General features: G+C 53.8%; 17 protein-coding genes. 1 reads left to right on the forward strand and 16 read right to left on the reverse strand.

The features are described from left to right. Positions 1-88: 88 nt before the first annotated feature. From M3G15_RS15905 to M3G15_RS15915, 3 genes are all read right to left on the reverse strand, one after another. Positions 89-1486, reverse strand: a complete 1398-nt coding sequence (locus M3G15_RS15905; RefSeq protein ID WP_009224175.1) for a helix-turn-helix domain-containing protein — start codon at positions 1484-1486, stop codon at positions 89-91. 113 nt (positions 1487-1599) lie between these two features. Beyond that, entirely contained in the window at positions 1600-3309 is a 1710-nt protein-coding gene (gene rnjA / locus M3G15_RS15910) for a ribonuclease J1 (RefSeq protein WP_009224176.1), read from the reverse strand. Between the two features lie 220 nt (positions 3310-3529). Beyond that, entirely contained in the window at positions 3530-4894 is a 1365-nt protein-coding gene (locus M3G15_RS15915; RefSeq protein WP_260071463.1) for a helix-turn-helix domain-containing protein, read from the reverse strand. A 315-nt stretch (positions 4895-5209) separates the two neighbouring features. Between M3G15_RS15915 and M3G15_RS15920 the strand changes: the two genes are divergently transcribed. Further along, entirely contained in the window at positions 5210-5539 is a 330-nt protein-coding gene (locus M3G15_RS15920; RefSeq protein ID WP_028537439.1) for a helix-turn-helix domain-containing protein, read from the forward strand. A gap of 51 nt (positions 5540-5590) precedes the next feature. Here M3G15_RS15920 and M3G15_RS15925 read toward each other — a convergent pair whose 3' ends face one another. The 13 genes from M3G15_RS15925 to M3G15_RS15985 form a co-directional block, all read right to left on the reverse strand. Then, a complete protein-coding gene (locus tag M3G15_RS15925; protein WP_009224179.1) occupies positions 5591-6241 on the reverse strand; it encodes an SGNH/GDSL hydrolase family protein in 651 nt (216 codons plus the stop codon). Between the two features lie 293 nt (positions 6242-6534). Continuing rightward, the gene (locus tag M3G15_RS15930; RefSeq protein ID WP_260071464.1) at positions 6535-7308 is read right to left on the reverse strand and encodes a class I SAM-dependent DNA methyltransferase; all 774 of its coding nucleotides are present in this window, start codon (positions 7306-7308) and stop codon (positions 6535-6537) included. Positions 7309-7350: 42 nt separating this feature from the next. After that, complete coding sequence (locus M3G15_RS15935) at positions 7351-8268, reverse strand: CvfB family protein (RefSeq protein ID WP_260071465.1); 918 nt, start codon at positions 8266-8268, stop codon at positions 7351-7353. Further along, positions 8265-8612: a ribosome silencing factor gene (gene rsfS, locus M3G15_RS15940; RefSeq protein ID WP_009224182.1), complete on the reverse strand. Its 348-nt coding sequence runs from the start codon at positions 8610-8612 to the stop codon at positions 8265-8267. Before rsfS ends, M3G15_RS15935 begins: the two co-directional genes overlap by 4 nt. Then, entirely contained in the window at positions 8613-9200 is a 588-nt protein-coding gene (gene yqeK / locus M3G15_RS15945; protein WP_260071466.1) for a bis(5'-nucleosyl)-tetraphosphatase (symmetrical) YqeK, read from the reverse strand. Continuing rightward, the gene (locus tag M3G15_RS15950) at positions 9184-9777 is read right to left on the reverse strand and encodes a nicotinate-nucleotide adenylyltransferase (RefSeq protein WP_260071467.1); all 594 of its coding nucleotides are present in this window, start codon (positions 9775-9777) and stop codon (positions 9184-9186) included. The genes yqeK and M3G15_RS15950 overlap by 17 nt, the downstream gene beginning before the upstream one ends. Positions 9778-9815: 38 nt before the next feature. After that, a complete protein-coding gene (gene yhbY, locus M3G15_RS15955) occupies positions 9816-10106 on the reverse strand; it encodes a ribosome assembly RNA-binding protein YhbY (protein ID WP_260071468.1) in 291 nt (96 codons plus the stop codon). Positions 10107-10151: 45 nt separating this feature from the next. Next, positions 10152-11057, reverse strand: a complete 906-nt coding sequence (aroE, locus tag M3G15_RS15960) for a shikimate dehydrogenase (RefSeq protein ID WP_009224186.1) — start codon at positions 11055-11057, stop codon at positions 10152-10154. A gap of 292 nt (positions 11058-11349) precedes the next feature. Then, the gene (gene yqeH, locus M3G15_RS15965) at positions 11350-12477 is read right to left on the reverse strand and encodes a ribosome biogenesis GTPase YqeH (RefSeq protein ID WP_260071469.1); all 1128 of its coding nucleotides are present in this window, start codon (positions 12475-12477) and stop codon (positions 11350-11352) included. Further along, positions 12474-13001: a YqeG family HAD IIIA-type phosphatase gene (locus tag M3G15_RS15970; RefSeq protein WP_260071470.1), complete on the reverse strand. Its 528-nt coding sequence runs from the start codon at positions 12999-13001 to the stop codon at positions 12474-12476. The genes yqeH and M3G15_RS15970 overlap by 4 nt, the downstream gene beginning before the upstream one ends. 136 nt (positions 13002-13137) lie before the next feature. Further along, on the reverse strand, positions 13138-15396 hold the full coding sequence (locus M3G15_RS15975; protein ID WP_009224189.1) for a DUF4129 domain-containing transglutaminase family protein: 2259 nt from the start codon (positions 15394-15396) through the stop codon (positions 13138-13140). Beyond that, positions 15393-16667: a DUF58 domain-containing protein gene (locus M3G15_RS15980; protein ID WP_260071471.1), complete on the reverse strand. Its 1275-nt coding sequence runs from the start codon at positions 16665-16667 to the stop codon at positions 15393-15395. The genes M3G15_RS15975 and M3G15_RS15980 overlap by 4 nt, the downstream gene beginning before the upstream one ends. 3 nt (positions 16668-16670) lie before the next feature. After that, on the reverse strand, positions 16671-17627 hold the full coding sequence (locus M3G15_RS15985) for an AAA family ATPase (RefSeq protein WP_260071472.1): 957 nt from the start codon (positions 17625-17627) through the stop codon (positions 16671-16673). Between the last annotated feature and the right edge of the window lie 73 nt (positions 17628-17700).

Consider the following 17700-nt stretch of genomic DNA (forward strand, 5'->3'; position numbering starts at 1 on the left):
TGTTGTGCCTTATTAGCCCCCTACCCCGTTCTCGTAAGCTGTAATAGGGCTGTTGTGACTGATGCTGCCGAATACTCCCGTACCTAAACTAATGATCAGAGCGAACATCATTGCCCACTTCCGCAACCTTCAACACCTCCCCCATCAAAGATTCGTACTGCTGGAGTTGCTCTTGCGTCGCGAAGCTTCGATGCTGCTCAAATAGCGGGACCATTTTCATAAAAAGTTCCTTGTTATTCAGAGAAACCGCATATTTGAGCGCGTAAATCAACTTCTCCAAGCCTTCCTCGATCTCCTGTTTTCGCAGCAGATAAATCGCCAGCTGATAGTTTAGGTCCAAGAACCGGTCTTTATTTACAGCGGAAACATAGTGATTGGGATAAAGGCTATATAAATCCGTATTCACCGGAAACACTTTTAATACGTCGTCGATCACAAAACCGTTAATATTGGCGGCTTCGACAATGATTCTCAGACTGGGCAGCACTTCATGCGGATGCTCTTTAAGCATCTGGATATATTCCGGAAGAATCGTTTCATTCCCATTTAAAATCTCCAGATTGTAGCGGTTCGCTTTGGCCCAGACCTTAAATTTCTCCACTTCTTTTAAGCCCGTCTCATCAAGGCCTTCAAACCAGCTCAAATCCGCGTATTCGGCTACACACTTCAGCGCTTCCTCATACCTGCCCAGATGCTCCAATGCCGCGCCTTTCAGCAAATACCCTTGGCCAAAGTAAACCACCAGATGCCGCTCGCAGCGCAGCTCCCTATCCTGATGGGCGGAGGACGCCTTCCAGCTCGTTTCATAGATTCGCCGGGCCAGCGTTTGCAGCTCCTCGGCAAATCTTACGACGTAAGTCCATTTTTGCAGCGAGTAATAGGTGTTCGCTAATTGCAGCAGCCCATCGAGCTGAAGATCCTCGGGGAGCCGGTTGCGGTAGGGCTCGAACCAGGTGGCGGTCCGCAGGTTGGATTCTGCGTCTTCCCCCAAATTCATCCGGAACAGGCGGTATTGGCTGATCGCCAGCCGTTCCGAATGCTGGTATTTCTCGTATTCGCAGACCGATTGGTAGAAGAGCCTTGCGGCGTCGCGGCGGCCTTCTTCGTAAAGCTCCTCCCCCATATCAAAAATCATCGGAAGATAGGATAAGTCCTCAGTCAGGCGGGACAACACCTGCTCGATGCAATCCAATTCGCCAATCTCCGCGCAGCGATGCAGAAACGCTTTTAACCTTCGTCGGTTGGGATGGTCTGAATCAATACATTCCTCCACATATAAAGGGTAATACGACCCGATCGGCTGTTCGAGCGCTTCGGTGATCAGGTCCAACTGCCCGATAGAGATCGGTTTAGGGGGATTTCCATTCAAGATGGCGCTGAGCGTCCCCCGATTGATTCCCGAACGGCGAGAAAAGCTGTGCAAGGAATATCCTTTCCTTTCCAGCTGATGGTTGATCACGGAACGAATCGTGGGTTCCTTCGTCATGGGATCTCCCTCCTTTGCGGTCTCCTATATTTTTACACATTATACGGAACTCCGAACAACCGGTCAAATAAAAGAGAGGAGCCTCCCGTTATCGGGAAGCTCCCACTCTGATGCTAAACTTCCAAGATGGAAGGCATAATATGCGGCGTCCGGCCCACTTCTTTGGCAAAATACCGCCGAAGCTGCTGCTGCGTCGCTCGCAGCCAGGCGTTATGATCGTAAGGCTCCTTCTCGCCAAGGCGGTTCAAGTTCCGCTTCAGCATCGCCTCCGCCCGCCGCAGCAGCGGTCTGGCGTCCTGCATATAAACGAAGCCGCGCGAGACGATGTCCGGTCCGGCCAAAATTTGCCGCGTCTTGCGGTCGACCGTCATGACGACGATCACGATCCCTTCCTGGGCCAGCTCCATCCGCTCCAACAACAGGGTGTCTTCATGGGTAGGACGCATTTCCCCGTTACTGATGAGCACTTGCCCCGAAGGAATGGTGCGCCCGCGTTTCGCCCGGTTCCGGTACACCGACAACGTATCCCCGATGTTCATGATGAAGATGCGATCCTCAGGAATACCTGTTTGCAGCGCCAGATCACGATGGCTGAGCAGCATCCGGTACTCACCGTGGATCGGGATAAAATACTTAGGACGAATAAAGCTGAGCATCAGCTTCAGGTCCTCCCGGCAACCATGCCCGGACGTATGGATGTCGAAAATCGAGCCGTAAATGACGTTTGCGCCTGCCCGAAGCAGCAGGTCGATGCTGCGGTTGATATTTTGCGCGTTGCCAGGAATCGGCGAGGACGAGTAAATCACCGTATCCCCCGGATAAACCTGCACATTCCGATGTGCACCCGAAGCAATCCGGCTGAGCGCAGCGTTGGGTTCGCCTTGGCTGCCGGTGCAGACAATGAGGACCTGCTCCTCAGGGTAACGGTCGATGTGCTTCACATCGATCAGCATCCCTTCCGGAACGCGGATGTAGCCCAAATCCTGACCGATAGCGAACACTTTCTCCATACTGCGGCCGATAACCGCGATTTTGCGGTTTACGATCGCGGCCGCTTCCACCACTTGTTGAAGCCGATGCACGTTCGAGGCGAAGGTGGCAAATAAGATCCGCCCCCGGCAGCCGCGGAACGACTCCAGGATGGCGTCACCAACCCGACGCTCGGAAGGGGTAAAGCCTTCCTTCTCGCTGTTGGTGCTGTCGGCGAGCAACGCCAATACGCCTTCTCCCCCGACGCTGGCCATCTTAAACAGATCCGCCGGACGGTCCTCCGGGGTGAAATCGAATTTGAAATCGCCGGTATGAACGATCGATCCGTACGGGGTATCTACTACAATGCCAAAAGCATCGGGAATGCTGTGTGTCGTCCGGAAGAAATGCACAGCCAAATGCTTAAATGCATACCGGTCATTTTCATGGAACACATGCAGCTCCGCTTGCCCAAGCAACCGATGCTCCTCCAATTTGGCCTTCACCAAGCCAATCGTCAACGGGCCCCCATAAATAGGCAGCTGCAGTTGACGTAACACATACGGGATCGCACCGATATGATCCTCATGACCGTGGGTCAGGAAAAGCCCTTTCATTTTATGCTTGTTCTCAATCAGATAACTGATGTCCGGAATGATGCAATCAATGCCCGTCAAACGGGAATCCGGGAATTTAAGCCCCGCGTCAATCAAAATGATTTCGTCTCTGAACTCGATGCCATACATATTTTTTCCGATTTCCCCGATCCCGCCGAGTGAAAAGATCCGGACAGGTGGAGGTGACGGCTTCGAACGCCGATTTGTCTTAACTGATTTAGTTGCTGCTACATTCATTAGGTCGATAATCCTCTCTGAAGAGTTCGTTCAATGGGTTCATAAGAATTATACTGAATTATGAGCACAATAACTATTTAATTTTTACAATTCTCCACTGAACCAGATGAATTTACTGCAGAACCTTCACGAAAAGAGGAATTTTGCATAAAAAAGGAAGACAACAAAAAAAGAGCCGTGCATCAACACCGGCTCCTTTGGCAGTGGCTCCATCAACGGATTATACACTTTTCTTTAACTTGCTGATTAATTCCTCATATGTATCGATGACTTGCGGCGTTGCAAAGTTCCTGTATCGTTCGAATAGCTCTACATATTTAACCATGACAGCTCGGTGTGAATTGTTTAATTGATTGAACTGTTCCAAGCTTTTAAGTAAGTAACGAAACCCCTCCGGGTACTTACCTCGGCGGAGATCATAATCGGCTAATTCGATATAAAGTTGGGAGATCCGATCAAGAATAAACTGCGGGCTGTACATTCCCGTAGTCAAGGGCTGATGATCTAAAGCAGCCAAATCTTCTTTAAACCGTTCAAGGATATGTTCAATCGAGAAGTCATGCCGATTGGCGTTTTTAACCAGATTGAAGATCATGAGGATCTTGTCCGCTTGTCTGTTTTCGGAGTAGGTGACATATTCATCGAGTACCGTAATATCCCCGGAGGAAAGCCGGGTTATAAGAGCGTTTGCATAGGCCCATTCACGAAACAGGTTCCGCCAATGTAACGTTTCCGGATCGTTTTCCCGCACCCAACTTAGATCATGATAGCGTTGGATATAAAGTAAGGCTTGGTCATATTCCCCCCGCAAATTATGTACACTCCCAAGCAGCAAATAGGAATACGCCAAATAGTAAAACAAAGGTCTAGTTGTCTTTCGTTGCAAGATCTTTCGCTTCTGTTCCGAAAAGTAATACACTTTGGCCTTGTGCTCCAATCGTTGAGCAATACTCTCCACCCTATCCCATCGGTTTAAGGCACGATAGGTATTGGCCAGATCCCTTAACGCATCGAGTTGACTCGCTTCATCCAGTCGCTCAATATACGGTTCGAACTGGATCGCTGACTGATAGTTTTGATCCTGATTCGTCCCTTGACCGATCAGGAATAAACGATATTGGCAAAGGGCCAACCGTTCGGAGTGCTGCTTGCGCTCGGTCATCGCCACATTTTCGTATAAGATCCCCGCTGCTTCATATTCGCCCTTCTCGTACAATTCTTCGGCCAAATCAAATAAAAGTTGAGCATAAAGCGGGTTGTCCAGCAATAATCCAACGATTTCCCGAATGCGATCAAACTGGCCCAACTCCGCGCAGTTATGAATTAGTGGTTTTACTCTTCGCCAATCCGGATCCTTCTCGTGCAGATACTCGCTGATATAAGTCTTATAGAAATAGCCTCTCGGAAATCCCAGCACCATGGTGATCCGTTCTAATTGATCTACAGCCAGCGGACGGTTTCCGTTCAGAATGGAGCTTAACGTCCCTGGGTTCAGTTCAAGCTGCTTGGCCAATTGAGTGAGATTTAGCTGGTGTCGCACCATATATTCTTCTATTGCAGCGACAATAGTGGCACGCGGTTTCAAAGGAATCCCCCTCTATTTTGCAAAAAAAACTATTCATCCATGATTTTAGGGGATTATGTCTAATTCGAATAAAATGGAAATATCTGCAACCCTGATTTGTTCAAAAAGACCACTCCTCACAACCTTCAATATGAAAAAATCAACCATCCCAAAGGAATGGTTCAACTTTCTATTTTCAAAATAATATTCCACTCGAATTTTGTCAATAATATGCAATAAAGAACTTATGAATTCTTTTTGATAAAATATTGAACTTTGAATACTCTGCAGTTTGCCCCTCCGCTTGGACTAAACTTAATACGAGAGGTGGCCTCTATGGATGTAGCAAAGCAGGTCGGAAAAAATGTCAGATACTATCGCAAGCTCAAAGGGCTTACGCAGGAACAACTGGCCGAGTCGACGGAAACGTACGGTTCCTACATCGGACGGTTGGAACGCGGGGAGCAAAACGTTCAGCTCGAAACGCTGCATAAAATTGCGGATGCCCTGCAGATCAGCGTATATGCTCTATTTCGCAATCCAGGGTACGACGAGCTCCAGGACCAAACTTGGATTTGGCAGATCGTGCAGCTGCTGCAGGAACAGCCAGCCGAGGAACAAGCGCGTGCGTACCGTGTGCTGAAGGAAATGTTTCGTCAAAAATAAAAGGGTTTAAAACGGAATCGATCCGCTTTAAACCCTTTATTTATGTTCGTCTTAGTCCCACAATCCGCTGCGCTCCACGACCTCCAGCCACCGTTTGGCGATGACATCGTGGCCTGCGGCCGTCGGATGGACGCCGTCCCAGATCCAGTAAGCGGCCTCGGCTTTTTCCGTCGCCGCATCAAACGCATCCTGCAAAGGAACATGCACCGTACCAAACTCTTCAGCCAATTGACGAACGGTATCCTGGTACCGTTTGATCAGGCGCTCCCATTCGGTCCATTTTTCCGCCGTAGCTCCGGTTTTCAAAATAAACGGCTCGCATAACACCAGCTTGGTGTTCGGCAATACTTCCTTCGTCTCCTCCAGCAAGTGACGATACGCCCGTTCGAAACGATCCGTTGCCCCGCTAGGTTCGCCGCTCATTTGCCGCCAGGCGTCGTTAACGCCGATCAGCAGACTAATCACGTCCGGCTTCAGACTGATCGCATCCTCGTTCCATCTTGCGTAAAGGTCGGAGACCCGATCCCCGCTCACGCCCCGGTTAATGAATTTTGGCTGCAAATGCGCGTATTCATGACCTAGCTTCGCGGCGATGATGTAGGCATAGCTGTGGCCCAAAATATGATTCAAATCCGTGCCGCGATCCCGATTTCCGTCTGTAATGGAATCCCCCTGAAACAATACGGTCAACTGCTTTTTCATGCGTTTCCCCTCTTTCCTTCCATGATCTCCGTTTCCCATTATAGCTTTGAGAGACAGCGATCCTCCATGGAGAAATTAGTGCAAAAATACAGTTTTCTTCGCGAACTTCAGCCTTTTTTCGATAAATCCCTGCAAAACTGCAGTTATTTTAGACGGAAAACGTCAAACCCCGAATTGGATAAAAAATTCCTGCACTTTTGCATTTATTTTGCGATTTATGCGGAAAATCCCCAAAAAAACGGCACTTTTGCAGGGATTTGCACTTGGGGCCCCTGATTTGCACTCGGGGCCGTCTACTTCACCGCCACAAAAAAGAGCCGGGCCGCCTCATCCACCGCCTCGACCCACTCGAAATCGGCATAGATGCTGACCTCGCGGAAGCCGCAGCGCAGCAGCTCGCTTTTCATCCATGCCGGGTCGTACGCCCGCTGGATATGCGTCTCTTCGAACCGGCGGTACAATTCCGGTCCCTGCTCCTCTTCCCGGGCGAAGATCGTCAGATGATGCTCGATTTCGTTGCGATGCGCGTTTCGCTCGCAAGTCCAGATATACGACACACTCGGCTCGTCCCAAACAAACGGCTGCTCTTCCTCGTACCGGATCAACGTGTGGGGATGGTGCACATCAAACAGGAACGTCCCTCCGGGCTTCAGCCCTTCGTAGGTCCGGCGGAAGGTCCGAATGATGTCTTCTTCTTCCAGCAAATAGTTCAAGCAATCGCAAAAAGAAATGACGGCGTCGACCGGCTCCGGCACGGACCACTCCGTCATATCCTGCTGCACCCAGCGCACGCTGCCCTCGCGGAGTAACCGGGCGCCTTGGGGCGTGGTTTCCATTTTGCGGCGGGCCACCGCCAGCATGTCGGCGGACAAATCGATGCCGATTACCTCGAACCCGGCATTCACCAACGGAATTGTAATGCTGCCGGTCCCGCAACCGAGATCCACGACCGTCTTTGGCATTCCGTACCGTTCCCAAGCCGTGCGGGCAAACCGGATCCAGTCCGGGTAAGGCATGTCCTCCATCAATTCGTCGTACACGTAAGCAAATTTCCGATAAGATGCCATGGGCTTGCTTGTCACCGCCTTCTGTCTAATTGCTGCTGTTGTTTAAGCTTCCGGCTGCCCGTGATCGTCCGTGCCGGCAACTGGAGACTGCACCAAATAGGTCCAGTTCTCTTTCTGGACAACCTTACCTTCCTTCATCAGCTTGCCGAGCGCCCGCTTGAACGCGGACTTGCTGATGGCAAACCGCTGCTTGATCAGGTCCGGCGGCGTCGCGTCGGAATACGGCATGCTTCCGCCCGGACGACTCTCCAAATACGCGAGAATGCGCTCCGCATCCTGGCCCATGCCGATTTCCTTGCGCGGCGCCATCGACAGGTTCACGCGCCCGTCCTCACGGATATGGGCCACCCGCACCTGGACGCGCTCGCCCAGGCGCAGCAAGCGGCTGCGTTCCGAGGCGTGGATCAAGCCAATCGCCCCGAACCCCAGCACGCCGCCTTGGACGACCACAAACGTCCCCATTTGCAGCGGCTTGTAGACGATGGCGTCGAGCCATTGGTTTTTCCACGAGGTTGGAGCATGGAAAGCAAGGGGAGCCAGATCCTGCTCGCCAGCCAGCTTCGCTTTGAGACGGCCCTGCTTGTCGTGCTCCATGATGACGTACACCTGGTCGCCCACCTGCGGATGAAGCTCCTTCATCTCGGGCAGCTCACGGATCGGCAGCAGCAGCTGACGGCCCAGCCCCATCTCCAGGAAGCAGCCGAGCCGCGGATGCACGTCAGCCACCTCAAGCAGCGCCAGCTCGCCTAGCGTGAGATACGGCTTCTTCATCGTGGCCGCCAAACGGTCCTCCGTATCGTAGAACAGAAACACCTCCACCGTTTCCCCCGGCTTCACCTGGCGTGTCAGCTCGGAGTAATGGAGCAGCACATCTTGCCCGCCTGCACTTAGAAAATACCCGTACGGCGATACCTCGCGATCGATCGGTAAAGAGACGATGGTTCCCGCGATCAGGCTCATACCGTCTCCACGACCTTGGCATCCGACCAAAGCCGCTCAATATTGTAATATTCGCGCTCATCGCGATGGAACACGTGCACGACAACGTCCCCCAGATCCATCAGCACCCAGCGGGCGGAATCCAAGCCTTCGATGCCTCGAATATTGGCGCCAACCTCATGCGCTCTTTTGCGAATCTCGGTGGCAATCGCCTGCACCTGCGTATCCGAGTTCCCGTGGCAGATCACAAAATAGTCCGCAATCAAGGAAATCCCTTTCAAGTCTAGCGCCACGATGTTCATTGCTTTTTTATCGTCTGCAGCTTGCACCGCCAAGTTCATCAATTCATTGGAACTAATCGCCATTCATTCAGCCTCCTTAGATTTTTGTCGGTTTACGATCAAATCGTTACGTGCTAATACCGTCAAAGGAAAGATCGGCTTCTCCTTCTCCAGTAAAAAAGATATCGTCGAGTCAAAGCCCGCGATCAGCGCATCCTCCAAACTTGTTTCCGCCAGCTCGCGAATCCTCTCCACGCCCGGGAACTCGCGCCCCGGCTCGATGTAATCTGCCAGACATACGATTTTGTCCAGCAGCGTCATGCCAACCCGGCCGGAGGTGTGGTAACGGATCGCGTCCAGCACCTCTTCATCCTCTATCCCGTAATCCCGCCTGGAGATGAATGCCCCGACCTCAGCATGCAGCAGCTGCTTGTCGTGATTCAGCAGCTCGGCGTTTAAACCGTTGTCGCGGATGACCGCTTCCTGCTCCTCAATCGGCCAAAACTTGGCCAAGTCATGCAGCAGAGCGGCTAAATCCGCTTTGACCGGATCGGCTCCATACCTCTTGGCCAGAATGACCGCGCTCTCCATCACGCCTTCAACATGCTTCCAGCGTTTGGCGGGCATCCCCGCCGAAACGGAGGCGATCAGTTCTTCACGGCTGTAACCCATACAATCCGCTCCTTGTCATATATTCATACACGGCATCCGGTACCATATATCTGACCGAACGTCCGGTGGATAAGCGGCTGCGGATCAGGCTCGAGGAAATATCAACAAGCGGCATCTCCGCAAGCTGCACCGCCTCCTGAATAAACGGAGGCAGCGCGTCCAGTTCCAGAAAGCTTCCGGGGCGCTGCAGCCCGATAAACGAAATCATCCCGGCCAAATCCTCAATCCCTTCCCATTTCGGAAGGTAATTCACCATATCGGCCCCGATAATAAAATAAAACTCCAGATCGGGATGCAGTGCACGCAGCTCCCGGATCGTATCCACCGTGTAGGACACGCCGCCGCGGCGCAGCTCGATATCCAGCGGCTTAAAGGCGGGATTGCTGTCTATCGCCGCCTCGACCATCTCCAGCCGCTGCTGGCCGCTCACGCCGGCCTGATGCTTATGCGGAGGGATATGGGAGGGCATAAACCAAACCTCTTCCAGATGGTATTGTTCTCTGGCCGCCTCCGCCGCCAACAGATGGCCGAGGTGTATCGGGTCAAACGCCCCGCCCATAATTCCGACTTTTTTCATGTTGCGTTGCCTCCAATAACCTTTGAATGCAGCTCGTTTCAAGGCAGCTCGATTTGCTTATATTCACGAGACTCCTTATATAAAATAATCGTCCGGCCGATCAGCTGTACCAGCTCAGCGCCGGCGCCTTGCGCCAGCTCCTCGGCGATTTCCTGCGGATCGTCCAGATTATTGTTCAGCACAGAGATTTTGATGAGCTCCCGGCGCTCCAGCGCTTCCGAGATTTGCTTAATCATATGCTCGTTGGTGCCGCCTTTGCCAACTTGAAAAATCGGCTGCAGCGCATGCGCTAAACTGCGCAGGTAACGTTTTTGTTTTCCTGTTAACATGTCGTATTCAAGACCCCTTAACATTCAATTATGCGACAACTTGCGTTATTGATTCATGCTCTCCAAGACCGCTGCCCGCATCGCACCCACCGGCGCAATCAGGCCAGTCCAACGCTCAAACGCGTAAGCGCCCTGGTAAATGAACATCCCCAGCCCGCTGTGAATCGTGCAGCCTTTCGCCTCAGCTTGCACCAGCAGCTCGGTCTTTAGCGGATTGTAGATCAGATCGCTGACCACGATCCCCTCCGGGATGAGCCGCGCATCCAACGGACAATCGCTCACGTGCGGATGCATGCCAACGGAGGTGGTGTTAATGATGAGGTCCACTTCCGGCAGCACCTCAGCCAGCTCATCCATGCCGCAGCCGGTTAAGCTGCCGAGCCCGGACCATTCGGCGGCCAGCTCCTGCGCTTTCTCCCCGGTGCGGTTGGCGATTGTCACCCGCCCCGGCTCCTCCTGCAGCAGCGCGTACACAATGCCCCGGGCTGCGCCGCCGCAGCCCAGCACCAGCACGCGTTTGCCCTTCAGCTCAGGGGCAGCCTCCTCCTTCAGCGAGCGGATATACCCGATACCATCGGTGTTGTACCCGGTGAGCACGCCGTCGTCGTTCACGATCGTGTTCACCGCCCCGATCAGCCGCGCGCTTTCGTCGATGTGGTCCAAGTAGTTCATCACTTCCACCTTATGCGGAACCGTGACATTGATGCCTCGGAACCCCAACGCGCGAATGCCCCGGATTGCTTCCTCCAACCGGTTCCCTTTGACGTGGAACGGCAGGTAAGCACCAGTAAGCCCGCACGCCTGCAAGGCGGCGGTGTGCATCACCGGCGATTTGGAATGCTGAATCGGATCGCCGATGACGCCGAGCAGCAGCGGTTGTCTAGCGCTTCCGTAGTCCCTTGCCTGTGTCTCTCCCCATTTTTCGTGATTCGCCTGCTCTCGCTCTCCCATCGGTTCTCCTCCCGCTCGCCGGACTTTCCGAATAATAAAGGTCCAAATGGGCCTTATTTACTCTAAAGTCCGTTTCTACTCAAAAATAGCGGTAAATTATGGCCTTATTCCACCTGAAAAACGCCGCAATCGCCCCTACTTCGGGCCACGCTCCAAAAATAACACCCATAATGACCGCTATTTTGCTCAATCCTTGCGTTTTCCATCAAATAGCGCCTTTTTTTACCCTTATCTGTGCTGCATGGCAAGACGCTAGCCAGCAAGGCCAGCCAGCGTCCACACCATCAAACCCTTAAATCAACGACGGCCGAACGAGCACCTTCACGCCTTTAGGCACATGCATCGCGACGACCGCACCCGCATCGTTGTTAATTTTGATCCAGCCTAAGCCGGAAATAAACACATCGCTACGGCTGCCCTTCGGAATCCGGAATTCATGGCGCGTCCATTCCGGCAACGCTTCAATATGCTCCTTGCTCGGCGGTGACAGTAATTCCCCGGCATGTTCCGTGAACAACTCATCTGCCCGGGCAAGCTTCGTACGGTGAATCGGCACCCGGATGTTGACGAAACAAGTGAACGACTGGCGCTCCCCTTGAATGAAATCAAACCGGCCAAAGCCGCCAAAAAAGAGCGTCTGTCCCTCATTCAGCTGGTATACCGCCGGCTTAAGCGGCTTGTCCGGCATGATGACGCCCAAATCGGATGGGGCTACCAGCTCGCTGTAGCGGGACGGATACACAATCCCCGGCGTATCAATGATCGCCCGGCCGTCATCCAGCGGGATGTGCACCATGTCGAGCGTCGTGCCTGGATAACGCGAAACGGTCAACTCCTGATCCAGATCGCTGTAATCCCGAATCAACCGGTTGATCAGCGTTGATTTGCCCACATTCGTTGCGCCAACGACATAGACGTCCCGATCGCCGCGGCGTGCCGCCACTGCATCCAGCAGCCGGTCGAACCCGCTGTTCTGCTTCGCGCTGCACAGCACGATATCTTCGACTTTCAGCCCCAAGTCCTTGGCTTCCTTCTGCACCCAGTTGCGAACTTTGTTCCAATTCGTTACTTTCGGCAGCAGATCGATTTTGTTTACCGCCAGCAGCACAGGATTGTTCCCCACAAACCGCTGCAAGCCGGTAATCACACTGCCGTGAAAATCAAACAGATCCACGATATGGATCACCAGCGCTTCCTTGCTTCCGATCTGAGACAACAGCCGCAGGAACTCGTCCTGCTCCACCGTCACCGATGAAGATTCGTTATAGTTCTTGATCCGGAAACAGCGTTGGCAAATCACCGGTTCTTTCGATAAAGCTTGCTCCGGGACGTACCCCGGTTTACTTGAATCCTGCGTTTGCAGCACAGCGCCGCACCCGCTGCAACGAAGAGCGCCTTCTGCGCTCCGTACTTCCGTCATCTCCTCTTGTCCTCCTCGAGCCATAATCCAACCTTGCCCAGCCGCCGCTTCACGATGCGTTCCAACATGCGATTAATTTTCGTACCGAACCCTTCATCCTGGACGGCGATCGGGAGTACGAGCAAGGTAAACAACCCTTGCCGGTTCCCGCCAAAGACGTCGGTCATCATTTGGTCGCCTACCACGATCGTCTCCTTCGGGCCAAGCCCCATCATTTCCATCGCTCGGTGAAAAGCTGCGCCGGACGGTTTTCTGGCTGCGTGTACAAACTCAATATTTAAGGGGTTGGCGAATACCGACACCCGATCCAAATTATTGTTTGACACAATCACGAGTTTAAACCCGCATTTCTTCACTTTCTCAAACCATTCGATCAGTTCGGGAGTGGCCAGCGGCGCTTTGGCTCCGACCAAAGTGTTGTCGAGGTCGGTGATGATGCCGCGGTAGCCTTGGGCATAGAGTCCTTCCAGATCGATATCGAATACGCTGTCCACGCGCATATTCGGTATAAACTTCTCAAACAAATACGTTCACCTCGGTTTCATACGACAAACTATACCATATTATTCCCCCGACATGCTTCTATTTTAAAAAAGAAAACGCCTCCCGCGCAAGCACGGGGGCGTTAACGTTGACAGAGTATATAAGTTTACGATCGGATCATTGACCAAGGGACCGTTTAGGGCCAGGCGGCCAAGCCTGCCTCCAACCGTGACCGCCAACCAATTTGGTTGCCTTTCGCGACAGCTCCCGCGCGGTGCGCCAATCGGCGGCAGCCGGACTCGGGCTGTACATCGCCTGCTCGTATAAGAGCAGCAACGGATCCAGCGCCTCCGCGAGCTGCGGTCGTTCAAGCTTCCAGCGCCCAAACGCTTCCCGCAGCGTTTCCTGGTCGCCGCGGGTGAAGCCTCTTCGCCGCATCCGTCTTACGAGTCGCAGCGTTTCGTAAATCGTCTTCTCCCCCGGCGTCAGCGGGCGGCCCAGCCGCAGCCGGAGCCAGAGGAAATACAACTCCGAGCGCAGTTGATATAAAGTCCAAAGCAATAAGACACTGACGGCCGAAACGAAAATCCGTTGCATGACCACCGGATCCAGCTTGGAGAAGAAGCTTTCTTCGGCTGCAACCACTTCCGTATCGGTGTTCGTATCCACCGTAAGCGTATCTTCGCTCTCCTCCGGCGCCTCCATAATCGGAGAGACGAAGCCCGGCGTCGCCTCAAACGGAATCCAGCCGTAATCGCCGAAATACAATTCCGCCCAAGAGTGGGCATCCGCATTGCTCACATTGTACGCTCGGCCCAGCTCCGGGTTGCGCATCATCATCTCGTCGCTTGGCTGACTGCCGGGAGCGTACCCTTTAACCCAACGTGCGGGGATGCCCAGCGAGCGGGCCATCACAACCATCGCCGTCGAATAGTAGTCGCAGTACCCCTGCCGGATTTCAAACAGGAAGCTGTCGACGAAATCGTCGCTGCGTCTGCGGGTCAAATCCGGCTTGTTCGTATATTCGTAGTTTTGCCGAAGGTATTGCTGCAACAAATCCATTTTCGCGTAGGGTGTCTCGCCTTCTGCGGTAATTTCCTCGGCCAGGTCTTTCACCCGCTGCGGCAGGTTGCTGGGGAGTTGCAAATATTCCTCCGGCGCACCTTCCGGATACAACGCATCGTAACTGACCTGCTCCAACTCCTTCAGTGGGATCAGCGGAATATTGGCAACCACCTTATATTTCCGCGGATAATCCGGCAAATCCCCGGGATCGCGGTAGCCGTTCCAGAACAGCTCCGCCTGTTTGCCGGCCCAGCGCATATCCGCCTGCTGGCGTTCGTCCAGCAATTCGATGCTTTCGATGGCATAACCGCCGAACAAGACCGGGTACACCTTATCGGTACTCATCGTCACGATCTGTTCTACCCGCATCGTTTCCACCTTGCCCGGCTGATCGTGCATGAGCGGGTCGGCGTCCGGTCCGCCGCGATAACGTTCCGTATCCCGGCCTTCCTGCTCCAGGTCAGCCCATCCCTTCCCTGAGTAGATGCGCCGGGTTTCACCGCGCCAATAAGATCTCACCGGCGTTTCGATGGACATAACCGGGCTGTAGCTGAATTCGAATCCGTCGCCTAGCGTTTTGTCATCGCGGCTGTAGCCGGAGACGACCTCCTCTTGTACGGCAGACGGGCTATCCCCCAACGCGCTGGTCAGGGCTGAGGGACCGCCGCCGCCTCCCCCGCTGCGCTTGATCCAAGCCGTATACGGATCGGTCAGCGTAGGCGACACCGACGGCATGCTGATTCCGATCAGCAGTACGCAGGCAAAGACGATAAAGATGTTCACGGCGATCTTAAACGGGCTTTGCCGCAACCGTTGCCAGCCATGCGGATATTTCCGGCGATACTCGTAGAAATGAGCGCTCACCAGCCAGCCGAGACCGGCGAATACAATCCAGGCTACGTTTTGCCATAAATAATAACGTGTAAAAGAGTCCAAAATCGTAAACGCAACCAGATGGACGGCCAAAAACGCCAAAATTCTCAGACGAGTCACGACCAGCCGCAGCGCCGCCTCAAGCAGCACCCAGGCGATTAAGGAAAACCAGATATACGGCGTAAAGGTTAACGCCATGCCGCGAATCTGATCGGGAAAAAACGGGCCAAACGGAACGTAAACCCCGTAACTGGTCAGGATGAACCTCCAAATCAACAGCAGCGCGATGATCTTGATCGTCCATTTCCACGCCGCCTGCACCGGAAGCAGCCATTCAATCAGAGCCATCATAATGATTGTGACCGTCACCAAAGTGGTCGTGACCGAAAACCACAGCGGCTCCGTAAAATCAATCCATTGCATGGCAATGATCACGATCCACAACAGGGTTAAGCTCTGATAAGACTTCGGAAGCTGAGAATTTGCCGTAAGTTTCACAGCTTCGCACCCCCCATCGCTGCGGGAAGCTCGCGCAGAGAGGAGACGTAAATGCCGCGAAGTCCCCGCTCCTGCAGGGTCGCCTGCCATGCGGAACGTTTAACGGTTTGATATGTGTTAGGCGCGCCTGCGGCCACAGCCTTATCCCCGATTTGGATATGATACGGGATCATCTGCCGCGATTTGGCTAACCTAAGCATAGCCAGCACCTTGTCGTCCGCCAGCGGACTGATTAGGATAAAGAACGCGCCCGGCTGAAACAAATCCGGCTTCGCTTCTAAGCGATCCTTGTAGTTGCCGAATCCGTCCGCATCGATATCTACGAGATGGTGCAGCATCTGTTGCCGCTCCAGATAACCTTCCGCCGGCGGGAAGTAACGGAGGGTCTTGCCCATGGTGCACAGCCCCATGCTGATCCGTTCTCTAGCCCCAAATTCCAGCAGCGACGCGGCCGTCGATACGGCCAATTCGAACTGCGGAGGGCGGAAATATCCGCTCGTATGAGCGTCCAGCACCAGAACCATTTTCGGCAGCGATTCATGCTCGAACTCCTTGGACTTCCAGGTCCCCGTCTTCGCGGTGGCGCTCCAATGAATCCGCGAAATCCGATCCCCGTACACATAATCGCGCACCCCGTTGATTTGAGTCGATTCCCGGCGCGACAGTGCAACGGCCGTCTCCGGACCGGCAAGACGCGAATTGCGGCTGTACAGCTCCCAGTGCGGAATAAACGCCGTTCGGGGAAGGATGCGAAACTCCCCGCCAGTCTGAAAGACGCTGGTATGCTCCATGAGACCAAAAATATCCTCAGCACTGCAATTCGTACCGGCAAATGCGTATTTCCCGCGCTCGAGGGGCGGCGTTTTGTACACCAGCTCGGATCGGGAGCTGAAATAAGGCACAATGCTGTCCTCGAACATCCAGCTGTCCCCGTTATGGCGCCGCAGCGTTTCCCTGACGACGATGTAAGGCAGCGGCAAAAATGCCGGAAGCTGCAGCTGCAGCTTCACCACCACCTGATCCCCGGCTTGAAGCAACCCGCCCCGTTCTCCAGAGAGCGAAAGCGTCCGCGAGCCCGTGATCCGTTTGACGCCGCCAAACCCTCCAATCGCCCAGTAGAAGCTCAGCACCGAAACCATCATAAATAACATCAGCGAGGTTTTCCCGCCTTGAAACAAGACATACAACAGGCAGACCAGCCAAACGGACGCCACCCTCCAGAACTTCCGGGAGGTGAGGCCCGCTTTAACGCCTTCAACCAGCGCGCGCATCGGTTACCGTCCTATGGCGACCGGTACGTGGACCTGCCGGAGAATTTGCTGCAGCACCTCGCTGACGTTCCGGTGCCCCAGGCGGGACTCGGGACGCAGCAGAATCCGGTGCTCCAGCACGAATGGCGCGAGCGTCTTAATATCGTCGGGCAGCACATAATCCCGTTCCTCCATGAAAGCATAGGCCTTGGCTGCGGCTATAAAGGCGAGCGAAGCGCGCGGCGACGCGCCCAGCAACACTTCTTCATGCTCCCGTGTCCGGCGAACGATCTCCAGCAAGTAATCGGCAAGCGGTTCGCTGATATGCACGCGCTGAACCTCGCGTTGGATGGCGGCAATCTCCTCCATCGTTGTAACCGATTCCAACTGATCTGCCGGCTGGCCTTGACTATGGGAGCGCAGCATCGCTTTCTCCGTGTCGGCGTCGGGATAACCGATCCCAATTTTCATCATAAAGCGGTCCAACTGAGCTTCCGGCAGCAAATAAGTGCCTTCAAAGTCAATCGGATTCTGCGTAGCGCAGAGCATAAAAGGATGAGGAAGCGGGTAGGTCACGCCATCGGCAGTGACGCTTCGCTCCTCCATGACTTCCAGCAAGGCGGATTGCGTCTTTGTGGTTGCCCGGTTGATTTCATCCGCCAGCAAAATATGCGTCATCACCGGACCTGGCCGGAATACGAAACGTTCTTCATGAGGATGGAAAACCGATACCCCCGTAATGTCGCTGGGCAAAATATCTGGATTACATTGTATCCGCCGGTAGTCTCCGCTCATCGACTTGGCCAGCGCCTTCACGAGCTGCGTCTTACCTGTACCGGGTACGTCCTCGATTAACACATGGCCGCCGGCCAGCAGCGCCGAAAGCAGCAGCTTGATTTCAAAAGACTTTCCTAAAATACACGACTCCAGGTTGTTCTTTACGGCGTTCAAAGTTTGCATCGATTGCTCATGTACGGGCACGCATTTTCCCTCCCAAATAAGACCTGTATATATCTACCTATTTTACATGAAGATAGATAGGGAGTACACTGTT

The sequence above is a fragment of the Paenibacillus sp. p3-SID1389 genome (genome assembly GCF_025151705.1).
GTDB lineage: Bacteria > Bacillota > Bacilli > Paenibacillales > Paenibacillaceae > Fontibacillus > Fontibacillus phoenicis.